This window comes from Phyllobacterium sp. SB3 (genome assembly GCF_040009165.1).
Classification (GTDB): Bacteria; Pseudomonadota; Alphaproteobacteria; order Rhizobiales; family Rhizobiaceae; genus Phyllobacterium.
In genome coordinates this window covers 200,002-213,036 of record NZ_JBDYKI010000008.1, presented here as the reverse complement: position 1 = coordinate 213,036, position 13,035 = coordinate 200,002, and the positions used below count along the sequence as shown (strand labels likewise).

The 13,035-nt window shown below is 51.7% G+C and carries 12 protein-coding genes; 5 read left to right on the top strand and 7 right to left on the bottom strand.

Going from position 1 to position 13,035, the window contains the following annotated elements; all coding sequences use genetic code 11:
• Positions 1–329: 329 nt before the first annotated feature.
• From mmsB to chvE, 3 genes are all read right to left on the bottom strand, one after another.
• Positions 330–1,517, bottom strand: coding sequence for a multiple monosaccharide ABC transporter permease (gene mmsB, locus ABKW30_RS24430; RefSeq protein ID WP_348601548.1), 1,188 nt, complete (start codon positions 1,515–1,517; stop codon positions 330–332).
• Between the two features lie 2 nt (positions 1,518–1,519).
• On the bottom strand, positions 1,520–3,043 hold the full coding sequence (gene mmsA, locus ABKW30_RS24425) for a multiple monosaccharide ABC transporter ATP-binding protein (RefSeq protein WP_348601547.1): 1,524 nt from the start codon (positions 3,041–3,043) through the stop codon (positions 1,520–1,522).
• 78 nt (positions 3,044–3,121) lie between these two features.
• The gene (gene chvE / locus ABKW30_RS24420; protein WP_348601552.1) at positions 3,122–4,135 is read right to left on the bottom strand and encodes a multiple monosaccharide ABC transporter substrate-binding protein; all 1,014 of its coding nucleotides are present in this window, start codon (positions 4,133–4,135) and stop codon (positions 3,122–3,124) included.
• A 356-nt stretch (positions 4,136–4,491) separates the two neighbouring features.
• On the opposite strand from chvE, the gene araD1 reads away from it, so the two are divergent.
• Positions 4,492–5,484, top strand: coding sequence for an AraD1 family protein (gene araD1, locus ABKW30_RS24415; protein WP_348601546.1), 993 nt, complete (start codon positions 4,492–4,494; stop codon positions 5,482–5,484).
• Here the strand turns inward: araD1 and ABKW30_RS24410 are convergent.
• From ABKW30_RS24410 to tam, 3 genes are all read right to left on the bottom strand, one after another.
• The gene (locus ABKW30_RS24410) at positions 5,481–6,239 is read right to left on the bottom strand and encodes a FadR/GntR family transcriptional regulator (RefSeq protein WP_348601545.1); all 759 of its coding nucleotides are present in this window, start codon (positions 6,237–6,239) and stop codon (positions 5,481–5,483) included. The genes araD1 and ABKW30_RS24410 overlap by 4 nt on opposite strands.
• A gap of 244 nt (positions 6,240–6,483) precedes the next feature.
• Positions 6,484–7,776, bottom strand: a complete 1,293-nt coding sequence (locus ABKW30_RS24405) for an NCS2 family permease (RefSeq protein WP_348601544.1) — start codon at positions 7,774–7,776, stop codon at positions 6,484–6,486.
• Positions 7,777–7,834: 58 nt separating this feature from the next.
• Positions 7,835–8,611, bottom strand: coding sequence for a trans-aconitate 2-methyltransferase (tam, locus tag ABKW30_RS24400; protein WP_348601543.1), 777 nt, complete (start codon positions 8,609–8,611; stop codon positions 7,835–7,837).
• A 97-nt stretch (positions 8,612–8,708) separates the two neighbouring features.
• On the opposite strand from tam, the gene ABKW30_RS24395 reads away from it, so the two are divergent.
• The 4 genes from ABKW30_RS24395 to ABKW30_RS24380 all read left to right on the top strand — a co-directional run bounded on the left by ABKW30_RS24395 (position 8,709) and on the right by ABKW30_RS24380 (position 11,348).
• Positions 8,709–9,083 carry a YciI family protein gene (locus ABKW30_RS24395; RefSeq protein WP_348601542.1) on the top strand — a complete coding sequence of 125 codons (375 nt, stop codon included), beginning with the start codon at positions 8,709–8,711 and terminating at the stop codon, positions 9,081–9,083.
• Positions 9,080–10,321, top strand: coding sequence for an RNA polymerase sigma factor (locus tag ABKW30_RS24390; RefSeq protein WP_348601541.1), 1,242 nt, complete (start codon positions 9,080–9,082; stop codon positions 10,319–10,321). The genes ABKW30_RS24395 and ABKW30_RS24390 overlap by 4 nt, the downstream gene beginning before the upstream one ends.
• Before the next feature lie 82 nt (positions 10,322–10,403).
• Complete coding sequence (locus tag ABKW30_RS24385; RefSeq protein ID WP_348601540.1) at positions 10,404–10,874, top strand: SRPBCC family protein; 471 nt, start codon at positions 10,404–10,406, stop codon at positions 10,872–10,874.
• A gap of 42 nt (positions 10,875–10,916) precedes the next feature.
• A complete protein-coding gene (locus ABKW30_RS24380; RefSeq protein ID WP_348601539.1) occupies positions 10,917–11,348 on the top strand; it encodes a nuclear transport factor 2 family protein in 432 nt (143 codons plus the stop codon).
• A 3-nt stretch (positions 11,349–11,351) separates the two neighbouring features.
• Here the strand turns inward: ABKW30_RS24380 and ABKW30_RS24375 are convergent, their stop codons facing one another.
• Entirely contained in the window at positions 11,352–12,980 is a 1,629-nt protein-coding gene (locus ABKW30_RS24375) for an MFS transporter (protein ID WP_348601538.1), read from the bottom strand.
• Positions 12,981–13,035 lie beyond the last annotated feature (55 nt).

Below are 13,035 nucleotides of genomic sequence, written 5' to 3'. Positions count from 1 at the left end.
TCTCTAATTCCGTCAACGATCGCAGTCAATAAAACCGCCTGGCTTATGGGCGCATTCGGCAATCGCCAGCGGCGCCCCGCCCTCGTTGTGTCGGTATATAGACCCCACTCATCAAAACTGTCAACACAACATTTCTAAAAAAATCCCGAAAATCAAACTTTATCAAATCAAACAATCCCACATGGGGATAAATCAGCAGGATTAGTGAATTCTATAGGAGAATTTACCGTTCTTTTACGAAAGAGCCGGACCCGCTTCCCTGAAGACGGCTCCGGCTCTTTATATAAGAGTGACCTCCCAGCTCGATGGCTGAGGATAAATACCAGGAATCAAGTCTTGTTCTTATTGTAGACGTCGAAGACAACGGCCGCGAGAAGCACCAGCCCCTTGATCACCTGCTGCCAATCAATATTGACGCCCATGATGGACATACCGTTGTTCATCACACCCATAATAAAGGCACCGATAACTGCGCCCATCACTTGACCGACACCGCCCATGGCTGATGCACCGCCGATGAATACCGCCGCGATGACGTCGAGTTCGAAGCCGAGGCCAGCCTTAGGTGTTGCTGTATTCAGACGTGCAGCAAAGATGAGACCGGCAAGCGCAGCCAGCACGCCCATATTGACGAAGGTAAAGAAGGTCAGCCTCTCGGTCTTGATCCCAGAAAGCTTTGCCGCCTTTTCATTGCCACCCATCGCATAAATGCGTCGGCCTATCGTCATGCGTTTGGTCACGAAGACGAAGAGCGCAATCAGAAGAGACATGACGACCAAAACATTCGGCAGCCCCTTATAAGAAGACAGCAAATAAACCAGAAACAGTATGATGCCGCCAATGATAAGATTTTTGCCAACGAAAAGTGCAAATGGTTCGCCATGATACCCATGCTTCTCGCGCTTGGCACGGCCACGAACACTTGAATAGACCATCAAGGCAACCAGAATAACGCCAATCAACATCGAAGTTATATTGAAGCCTGCGCCACCAAAAACATCCGGAATGAAGCCCGAACTTAGAAGCTGAAACTGTGGCGGGAATGGACCAACAGACTGACCGCCGAGCAACCACAACGCCAATCCTTTGAAAACAAGCATCCCCGCCAGTGTAACGATAAATGACGGTATTTTGTGATATGCCACCCAATAGCCTTGGGCCGCTCCTATAATCCCGCCCATGGCCAAGCAAAGAATTGTTGCAGGCACATAGTGAATTTGCCACTTCACCATCATTACGGCGGCAAGTCCACCAACAAAGCCAGAGACTGAACCAACCGACAGATCAATGTGTCCGGCAACAATGACCAAAAGCATGCCGAGGGCCATGATAATAATGTAGCTGTTCTGCAAAACGAGATTGGTCAGATTAACCGGACGGAATAATGTGCCGTTCGTCGTGAACTGAAAGAAGATCATAATCAAAATCAAGGCGGCGACCAAACCGTATTCGCGCAGATTGCCTTTTGCGGCTGATCCATCGGTCTGAATTTTCGTCGGAGCAGTTTCAACACTCATGATTATTTCCCTTCAGCACGAATAATGGCGCGCATGATTTTTTCCTGACTGGCTTCACTGGCAGCCATTTCGCCAACGAGCTTGCCCTGATTCATTACGTAGATCCGGTCGCAAATGCCCAGCAGCTCCGGCATTTCGGACGAAATGACCAGAACGCTTTTTCCCATCGCTACAAGTTGGTTGATGATCGAATAGATTTCGTACTTCGCGCCGACATCGATCCCACGCGTGGGTTCGTCCAAAATCAACAGGTCTGGATCGGCAAACAACCACTTCGATAGAACGACCTTCTGCTGGTTACCACCCGAAAGATTTCCCGTTTTCTGATAGATACTCGACGAGCGGATATTGGTCTTGGCACGATATTCGTTCGCCACCTTCAATTCAGCCATGTCATCGAGTACGCCGCTGCTGGATACACCTTCCAGATTGACGATTGTCGTATTGTGCTTGATGTGGTCAATCAGGTTGAGGCCATAAGTTTTGCGGTCTTCGGTAACATAGGCGATGCCATTGTCGATGGCGCGACCTATAGTCGAAACGTCGGCCTTCTTGCCCTTGATGAAAACGTCGCCACTGATCTTGCGTCCATAGGCTTTGCCGAAAACACTCATGGCGAACTCGGTACGCCCTGCCCCCATCAGACCTGCAATGCCTACCACTTCGCCTTTGCGTACGTTGAGAGCAATTCCATTAACTACGGTGCGGTCGCTATGAATGTGATGGTGAACCACCCAGTCTTTCACTTCAAAGACAACTTCGCCGATGTTCGGCTCGCGTTGCGGATAGCGATCAGCCAACTGGCGCCCGACCATCAATGTTACAATCTTGTCTTCGGAAATATCCTGCTTATCGAGCGTCTCGATAGTTGCGCCATCACGCAAGACCGTAATGCGGTCAGCGACTTTGCCGACTTCATTGAGCTTGTGTGAAATCAGGATCGAGGAAATACCCTGCGCCTTGAATTCCAGCAGAAGATCAAGCAGGGCGTCGCTGTCTTTTTCATTCAGACTGGCGGTTGGCTCATCAAGGATGAGCAGTTCAACTTCCTTGGACAGAGCTTTTGCGATCTCAACCAACTGCTGCTTGCCAACACCAAGATTGGTGACGAGTGTTAGCGGGTCTTCCTTGAGGCCAACTTTGGCAAGCAATTCCCGTGTGCGGGTTTCCGCAACATGCCAGTCAATAATGCCGAATTTTGCCGGCTCGTTGCCCAAAAAGATGTTCTCGGCAATTGACAGTAGCGGCACCAATGCCAACTCCTGATGGATGATGATAATGCCTTTTTTCTCGCTATCACTAATGTCGCGGTAGCGTTGTTCCTCGCCCTTGTAGAATATCTCGCCCTCATAGCTGCCATGCGGATAAACGCCACTCAGCACCTTCATCAGCGTTGATTTTCCGGCACCATTCTCGCCCACCAGAGCGTGAATCTCGCCTTTGCGTACATTGAGATTGACATTATTCAGCGCTTTGACACCAGGAAAGGCCTTGGTGATGTTGCGCATTTCGAGGATGGTTTCCATCGAGATCCTCATCGACGTCATAACAATAGGAAATGAACCCTGCACGCTCAGGTGCAGGGTTCATCGCATTTTTTTGGCTTATTTCAGCTGGTCTTCGGTGTAATAGCCACCGCCAACCAGAATTTCCTTCCAGTTGGACTTGTCGACTTCAACTGGCTTGAGCAGGTAGGCAGGAACAACCTTCACACCATTATTATAGGTCTTGGTGTCGTTGATTTCCGGCTCTTCGCCTTTCAGCACCTTGTCGATGAGATTGGCCGTAACTTTGGCCAGCTCACGCGTATCCTTGTAAATCGTCGAATACTGTTCGCCGGCCTCGATGGACTTGACCGAAGGCACTTCCGCATCCTGTCCGGAAACGAACGGGAATGGCTGATCCTTGGAGCCATAACCGACGCCGCGCAGGGAGGACAGGATACCAATGGACAGACCGTCATATGGCGAGAGAACGGCATCAACCTTCTTGTCAGTGTAATAGGCCGACAGAAGATTATCCATGCGAGCCTGAGCAACCGCTCCATCCCAACGCAACGTACCGACCTTGTCCATGCCGGTCTGGCCGGATTGAACAACGAGCTTACCGCTGTCGATCAGAGGCTGAAGCACGGACATTGCACCATCGTAAAAGAAGAATGCATTGTTATCGTCGGGCGAACCGCCAAAAAGTTCGATATTGAAGGGCCCTGTTGCTTCGGGAAGACCAAGGCCTTTTACCAATGAACCGGCCTGCAGGACGCCAACCTGGAAATTGTCAAATGTTGTATAGTAATCAACATTGCCGGAATCGCGGATAAGGCGGTCATAAGCAATGACCTTGATACCCGCATCGTGTGCTTGTTGCAGCACATTCGATAACGTGGTGCCGTCAATGGCGCCGATTACGAGAACTTTGACACCTTTGGTGACCATGTTTTCGATCTGGGCCAGCTGGTTTGGAATATCGTCTTCCGCATATTGCAGATCGGTGCCGTAACCGCGCTCTTTCAACGCTTTTACCATATTGTCGCCATCGGCGATCCAACGCGCTGAGGCTTTGGTTGGCATGGAAATGCCAACTGTGCCTTTATCCTGCGCAAATGTTTGCGTGCTCATTGCGCCAAGCGCAATTAGTCCCGCAGCTACCAGATTGAGTATTTTCACTTCTATCCTCCCAGTTTTCAATCACGTCCGGTACACGTTTGCGGGCCTCGACCAGCTTATCGGTATCGAACCAGTTCCTCCCAGAGCAGGGTCCGCCTGAAGACTTATCCGAAAAGTATGACTTTTGGAATAGGCCTCGCCTCACGATTGTAAAATTCAACTGCTCCAGCAATCCTCAATTGCATTACAGGCCGGCAAATGCTGGCTTATGCCATATAATCCTATTATAATATTTTTGGAAAGATGGGTCGACGCGTCTGTCTGCCGCGCATATAAAATAGTTACAAACGAGTACTCGGGAGGGAACTGTGAATCTGGTTCAATTGATCAACGCCAAGGGAAAACGGCAGGTTGCCGCACGTTTTGGGGAAGAATTCCGCCATGTGAAGCGGACACGCTCTGTGCTTGAGCTTGCCCACGCCGCGATTGAATCTGGAACCGGCATTGCGGAGATTGTTGAAAATCGTGGCCTTGGCAAAACGGTGGATATTGCAGCTGCATATAGCGATGGCCGTCTGCTGCCGCCGATCGATACGCATGATCCAGCCCACATCCATCTGACAGGCACTGGCCTGACCCACCTTGGCTCGGCTTCAACGCGCGATGCCATGCATCGAAAGATCGGGGATGCAGTAGAAGAAACGCTTACGGACTCGATGAAAATGTTTCGCATGGGTCTTGCGGACGGCAAGCCCAAAAAGGGAAAAACAGGCGTACAGCCTGAATGGTTCTATAAGGGCAATGGTTCCATGCTTACCGGCCCGGGTCAACCACTGCTTTCGCCAGCATTCGCAGATGATGCTGGAGAAGAACCCGAGATCGCAGGTATTTATGTGATCGGCCCGGATGGATCGCCTTTCCGTGTTGGCTTTGCGCTGGCAAACGAATTTTCCGATCACGTGATGGAGCGCGTTAACTACCTCTATCTGGCGCATTCCAAACTGCGCCCATGTTCCGTGGGTCCTGAACTGATTCTGGGCGACCTGCCCGCCGACATTCGCGGCACATCCCGTATTACCCGGAAGAGCAAGACCATTTGGGAAAAGCCGTTTCTTTCCGGGGAAGACAACATGTCTCACACGATTGCCAATCTTGAGCATCACCACTTCAAATATTCTGTTTTCCGTCAGCCGGGCGATATCCATATCCATATGTTTGGAACGGCGACATTGTCATTTGCCGACGGTATCAAAGCTGAGAATGGGGATGTATTCGAGATCGAAGCGGAAGCGTTCGGCCTGCCTCTACGTAACTCGCTCAAACTGGAAAAGCCTTCCAAAGTGAAGATTACCGCTCTTTAGCGGCTGTGAGGCGCCGGTCGACCAACAGCGAGAACCCGTTCGGCGCCCTCGGCAATAACCACACGCATTGCTGCCTTGGCGGCTTCGACGTTGCCGTCGCGGATCGCCACGGCAATTGCTGCATGGCGTGCAACAGAGCGAATATGACTTTCAGAATTAGGTATGGGCGAACTGATAGTGAATGTCGTTACCAGCGCGACTTCGATCAAAGCGCTTATCGAGCGCATGAATGGATTACCGGAGGCTTCAGCTACAGCAATGTGGAACTGCAGGTCGCTATATACAAAGTCGGCGGCGGATTCTTTTGCCTCTCCCATTCGCTCGACCCAACCGAACAATGTTTCCAATTGCTCATCTGTACGCCGCAAGGCTGCAAGCCCCGCCGCCTCTGGTTCAAGAGCCAGACGCATCTCAACGATGCTTGCCAGGAACGCCGCTGTCGCGCCCGCTTCAAAGTGCCACACAAGAATATCTGGATCGAACAGGTTCCAGTGAGATCGCTCCAGAACCCTCGTACCAATCTTGGCTTTCGGCTGGATCAGGCCTTTGGCGGCCAATGTTTTCAGTGCTTCGCGCAATACTGTCCGCGAAACACCAAAGCGCTGCAATAGCTCAGTGTCACCGGGCAAAATGCTGTTCTCGGGATATGCGCCACTGATGATCTTCAAGCCAAGATCACGCATGACATGACCGTGATGCGTCCGCGACTGGCCGGTCGTGCGAAAATCGTAATCGGTGAGTTCCCTGCCTGCCAAATGCTTTACCTGTAAAATTCTTGCGTGACGGTGTGTTTCTGGAGATTGTAAAATACGCCAAGCAACGGTTTTAAACCGCGCAGCCACACCTCCCGCTCTCCCTGATCTCTTATTTATAATATTATAATATCATTCACAATCAGCAATATCGTAGGCGCCGACAAGCTCTGCTCAAGTCAGCCATCCGATCATCAAATAGATGATAGCGCGGATATATCCGCGCTATCTGTCTCTCACCGATCAATCAATGCGGAAAGAACGCGAACCGGATTACAAAGAGAACTGCAACAAGCAATGTTGCCAGATGAATATCTTTGAACTTTCCGGTTATCGACTTCAAAACAACATAGCTGATGAAGCCGAACGCAAGCCCATTAGCGATGGAATAGGTGAACGGCATAACCAAAGCTGTCAAAGCCGCTGGCGTTGCTTCTGTAATGTCATTCCATTCGATTTCCACCAGCTCGTGCATCATCAGGCCAGCGACATAAAGCAGTGCGGGAGCAGTTGCATAGCTCGGAACAGACGCAGCAAGCGGTGCAATAAACAGAGCTGCAAGAAACAGCAATGCTACGACCAGAGCAGTCAGGCCGGTACGTCCGCCTGCCTGTACACCAGATGCGCTTTCGACATAGGCTGTCGTGCTGCTGGTCCCGAGAACCGACCCTGCGACAATGGCTGTACTGTCGGCAAAGAGTGCGCGGCCCAGACGATTGGGCTTGCCTTCTTCGATCAGACCGGCACGCTTGCTGACCCCGATCAAAGTACCGGTAGCATCAAAGACCTCGACCAGCACAAATACCAGAATAACCTGCAGAAAGCCGGTATGCAGCGCGCCCATTATATCGAGCTGGAAGAAGGTCGGTGCGAGACTTGGAGGCATGGAAACCACGCCTTTAAATTCGCTGACACCGAGCAGCATGGAAAGCACGGTGACAACGAGAATGCCGATGAGAATGGCACCGCGTATCTTGAGTGCGTCCAGACCGGCAATCACAAAGAAGCCAAGAATAGCCAGCAATACACCCGTATCACCAAGGTTTCCGAGGCCAACGAGCGTGGCTGGATTGTCGACAACAATCCCTGATGTCTTTAATGCAATCAGCGCGAGGAACAAACCAATGCCTGCCGCGATGGCGCTGCGTATCGATTTCGGGATACCCGTAACGAGCCAGCTTCGGATGCCGGTTACTGTCAACAGCAGGAATATACAGCCCGAAATGAAGACTGCGCCAAGCGCCTGCTGCCAGCTGAAGCCGAGTGCTGCCACCACAGTAAAGGCGAAGAAAGCATTCAGCCCCATACCCGGCGCCATGCCGATGGGCCAATTCGCCACCAGGGCCATAATGGCCGAACCGAGTGCGGCAGCCAGACAGGTCGCAACGAAGACAGCGTTACGATCCATGCCCGTTGAAGACAGAATGTCCGGATTGACGAAGATGATATACGACATCGTCAAAAATGTTGTCAGTCCCGCCAGAACTTCCGTGCGAATGGATGTGTTGTGGTCGCTAAGCTTGAAAAGCTTTTCGAACATGATGTTCCCCCTTGGCTATGCGCTTACGAAAAAGCATATAGTTTCAATATCTTAATCTTCACTTGGTGGCTATGATGAATAGCCTCGGAAATGGCAGTAGTACAAAGCCATCACTCATCGGTCTGTAGGACTTCGCAAGAACTTCCTTATATTTTTCAAGGAATTGCGGCTTCTCATCCTCATTCAGGGCTGCAAGATATGGCCGTAAAGCCGATCCGAGAAACCATTGGACAATGCCATCGATTCCCTGCAGCGGATGGTGATAGATAGTTCGCCAGATATCCACGCGCGCGCTGTCGGCTTTAAGTAAATCATAGTAGAACGACGCATCGCCAAGAGTACTTCTCGTGGCGTTGGCTTTGCCGAGCTTTTCGGCCCATCGTTTATCGCTTGCAACCTCCCGCATGGCGATATGTGTCGGCTGCTCAAGATTATCCGGCATCTGTATAGCCAAGGAACCGCGGGTATTCAGAGATCGCATGAATTGCGGGAATAGCTTGTCATGCCCGGACAGCCATTGCATTGAAGCATTGGCGTAAAGAAGATCAGCTTTCTTTTCCGGACGCCAAGTATCCAGGTCCGCCTGTTCAAACCGGCAATCAGGAAGCCGCTCCTTCGCTTGGGCGATCATCTCCACTGATGAGTCTATGCCCAAAATCTCTGCTGACGGATAGCGCCTTAACAATAGTTCCGTAGAATTGCCGGGGCCGCAACCAAGATCTACTGCAAACTCTACTTCATTTTCCGGAACCGCCGCCAGAAGGTCGTTTGCCGGCCGTGTACGCTCATCCTCGAACTTCAGATATTGCTCTGGTGACCAACCTGCTTTTCTCACAATGACGCCTTTCAGTTTCCGAATCGCAATAATTTTTTGACCGGTTGTCGGGATTAGTCATACTTGTTCGTCATCCTGTGAAGAAGAGGAAATCGAGATGCTCTACGCCATTCTTTGTTACAATTCCGAAGACGTTGTCGGCGCATGGTCCAAGGAAGAGGACGATGCAGTTATGGAGCGGCTTGCAGTCGTTCAGGAAAAACTGACAAAGCAAGGCCGCCTCGGACCTGTAGCGCGGCTACTACCAACGACGGCGGCAACAACTCTGCGCAAGAGTGGCAGCGAACCGATCATCATTGACGGTCCTTTTGCTGAAACCAAGGAACAATTTCTCGGTTTCTATGTTGTCGACTGCGCCTCTCTCGATGAGGCACTTGATATCGCCAAAGAGCTTTCAATCGCCAATCCCGGCACGGGTTCATACGAGATCCGGCCCATTTCAATATTCAGACCCGGACAAACCAAAACATGACAGATGCAAACTGGATCGATGCGGCACTGACAGCAGCACGCCCACAGGCTGTGGGCGCTCTCTTGCGCTACTTTCGAAATCTCGATGTAGCGGAAGAAGCCTTTCAGGAGGCGTGCGTCAAAGCGCTGAAAAATTGGACCAAGAATGGTCCGCCGCGCGATCCTACAGCCTGGTTGATTTTCGTTGGCCGCAACAGCGCAATAGACGTGGTTCGTCGACAGGCAAAGCAGCAGCCCCTGCCGCCCGAGGAGGTCCTGTCCGATCTCGAAGACAATGAAACGGCGATTGCCGAGAAAATCGATGGAGCTGATTATCGTGATGATATTCTTCGACTTTTGTTCATATGCTGTCACCCGGATCTTCCGGCAACGCAGCAGATTCCATTGGCGTTGAGGATAGTTTCCGGCCTATCGGTCAAACAGATCGCAAAAGCCTTTCTGGTTAGCGAAAGCGCCATGGAACAACGAATCACGCGTGCGAAGAGCCGCATCGGTACTGGCGGCATTCCGTTTGAAACACCCGACCCAATCGAGCGCGCTGAGCGGCTGGCGGCTGTCGCGGCGATGGTCTATCTCATTTTTAATGAGGGATACTCGGCAGCAGCCAGCGAACAGGCAGTTCGCAGTCCACTCAGCGATGAAGCAATTCGCCTGATACGGCTTTTGCTGCGCATGTATCCGACAGAACCGGAAATAATGGGGCTCGCAGCATTGTTATTGCTGCAGAGTTCACGTTCTGCCGCACGCTTTGATGCGGAGGGCGAGGTAGTGCTTCTTGAAAATCAGGACCGCAAGCTTTGGAACCGCGAAATGATTAATGAGGGTCTTGCCCTTATCGACAAGGCGATGCGACACAGACAGCCCGGCCCCTATCAAATTCAGTCAGCAATTGCTGCACTCCACGCGCGGGCAGCAACTGCGGAAGACACTGACTGGAGCGAAATAGACCTGCTTTACGGAGCATTGGAGCGTATGACGCCTTCGCCCGTCATTACGCTCAATCGTGCAGTTGCCGTCGCAAAAGTACGCGGCCCAGCCGCTGCACTGACGCTCATCGAACCATTGGAAGAGCGTCTTTCTGGATATTTCCACTACTTCGGCGTCAAAGGCGGGCTCCTGATGAAGATCGGCCGTAATGGTGAAGCACGTGAGGCTTTCAACCGCGCCATAGCACTTGCCAATACTGCCGCAGAGGCAGCGCATATCCGTATGCACCTCGACAGTCTGTCGAAAGAATAATTTTTAAATTTTTGCAGCTGATGTCGGATCAGCCATCTGTCATTCGTCCTTGGTTCAGAACACGGAAACAAGGAGAACTTCAATGAACACAACAGAAAACACAGACCGCGATCTCGTCCTGACACGCCTCATCAACGCCCCTCGGGAAAAGGTTTATAAGGCTTGGACCGATGCGAAACTTTTAAAACAGTGGTTCGCACCCCTCTCCTACACGACACCGCAGGCTGAATTGGATGTGCGTGTCGGCGGTTCCAATTGCATTACGATGCGCGGTCCCGATGGCAATGAATTTCCAAACCGGGGCGTCTATCTCGAAGTTGTCGAAAATGAGCGCATTGTAGTCACGGATGCTTTCACAACTGCGTGGGTTCCTTCGGAAAAACCTTTCATGACCTTGATCCTTACTTTCGAAGAGCAGGACGGAAAGACGAAATACACAGCCCTTGTCCGGCACTGGTCGGTAGCCGATCGCGAAGCACATGAAAAGATGGGATTCCATGAAGGCTGGGGCCAATGCACAGATCAACTTGAAGCGCTCGTCGCTAAACTTTGAATGATGCGACACACCATAAAAGAATACTCAGAAGGAAGTGCCATGATAAGTATTAACGAAGATGCAGCAATTGAAGCGGTTATCAATGATTGGTCGCAAGCGATTTCCGACAAGGATGCGCGGCGAGCACTCTCGCACCTGACAGACGATATTGTCGAGTATAGCCTCGCCCCGCCTTTGCAATATAGCGGCAAGGATGCCGAGGGTATTCAAAACTGGTTCGACACATGGATTGGCCCTATCGGCAATGAAGCGCGTGACGTGCATATCACTTCAAGCGGCGATGTGGCCTTCGTGCGATGTCTGGTACGAATGACAGGCACGAAGACCAGCGGCGAAAAAGCCGATCTCTGGTTTCGGCAAACGCTGGGATTGGTCAAGCAAAACGATGTTTGGAAGATTGCACATACACACGCTTCCGTACCATTCTACATGGATGGCAGCTTCAAAGCTTCTATTGACCTAAAACCTTGATAATCAAGACATATCTATCGGCATTTTGTGAGCGGCAATATCGTGCGGCAGCGTCGTCTGCCGCTCGATCATACGGTGGACACGGGGCTCTGAATCACCCTTGTGAAGCGCCCTGATCCTCGTTCCGACGATAGCATCCGCCTTGGTGCGGCGCTGATTATGGCGGACATATTCGACCCAGGTAGGTGTATGGTAACTTTCTGTCCAGACCTCCGGATTTTCGAGGTCGCGCATCAAAGCCCAATGCCCGGCCCCGTCACGAATCCGGATACGCCGCCGTGCCGCCATCACCTGGAGAAACTCGTTCATATCCTCTTCCTTGATGACATAATCGATCATGATGACAATGGGGCCGCTACGCGGTTTCAGGTCCAACGCAAGAAGCGGTTCACTGAAAAGGTTTAGTGGATCAAGGTTAAGCGTCTTGAATTCCGGCAAAGCATAACGAAGTCCAATAGCGCCACCGATAAGCATTACCACACTCGACGCAAGCAATGCCATTTCGGCGCCATTTTCGGCCGCCGCCTGACCCCATAGCCAACTGCCCCCGGCAATGCCGCCAAAGGTGGTCGTCTGGTAAAGCGAGAGCGCGCGACCCACCACCCAGCGCGGCGTTGATAGTTGCACGGTAACGTTGAACAGCGACAGAGCCAAAACCCAGCACGCCCCCGAAACCAGCAATGCAGCGCTTGTGAGCCAGGTATTCGTGCTGACGGCTGTCAAAATGGCGCTAAGTGCAAATCCTATAAATGCTGATTTTACAATGGCTTCGCTGGACATGAACTCGCGCAGTCTGGCACTCAGCAGCGCGCCGCCGATGGCGCCGATTCCAAAGGCCCCAAGCAGAACGCCATAAACCAGCGGGCCGCCACCGACGAGATCGCGCGCAACCAGTGGCAACAGGGCAAGAACAGCACTGGCAGAAAGACCGAAAACAAAGCTGCGGAAGATAACTTTTGCAATGTTGGGAGACATCGCCACGTAACGCAGGCCAGCGGATATTGCACGTCCCATCGTTTCGCGAGGCAATGGATTAGTGTCATATTTTGGTTGCCAGCGAAACAACGCGAAGATGAGAGGCAGGTAGCTTAAAGTATTCACCGCAAATGCGGCCGCAGCACCCGCAAGAGCTACTATAGCACCACCAATTGCTGGGCCAACACTGCGAGTAATGTTGAAACCCATACTATTGAGCGCCACAGCACCGGGAAGATCCTCACGCGGAACCATGTCACCAACAGATGCCTGCCATGATGGATTGTTAAGTGCCGTTCCGCAGCCAAGCATGAAGGTAAAGGTGAGAAGCAACCAAGGCGTAATGAGCCCGAAATAGGCAAATGCAGACAAGGAGACGGAAACAGCCAGCATAAAACTCTGTGCAACGAGCATCACTTTCCGGCGGTTGAAATTATCTGCAAGCGCACCAGATACCAATGAAAACAACATGATAGGCAGCGCAGTAGACGCTTGAACCAAGGCAACCATTCCAACGGAACTGGAGATCGTCGTCATCATCCATGCCGCGCCAACGGATTGAATCAGAGAGCCAAAATTCGAGGATAGGCTTGCAATCCAGATGTTGCGGAAAGTGTCATTTTTGAACGGCGCCAAGGGCGATTTTCGGTCTGTCACCGCATAAACTTTCTTGTTCAGGCAAGGTCACTTCAAGTGTCACATCTTACAGGCA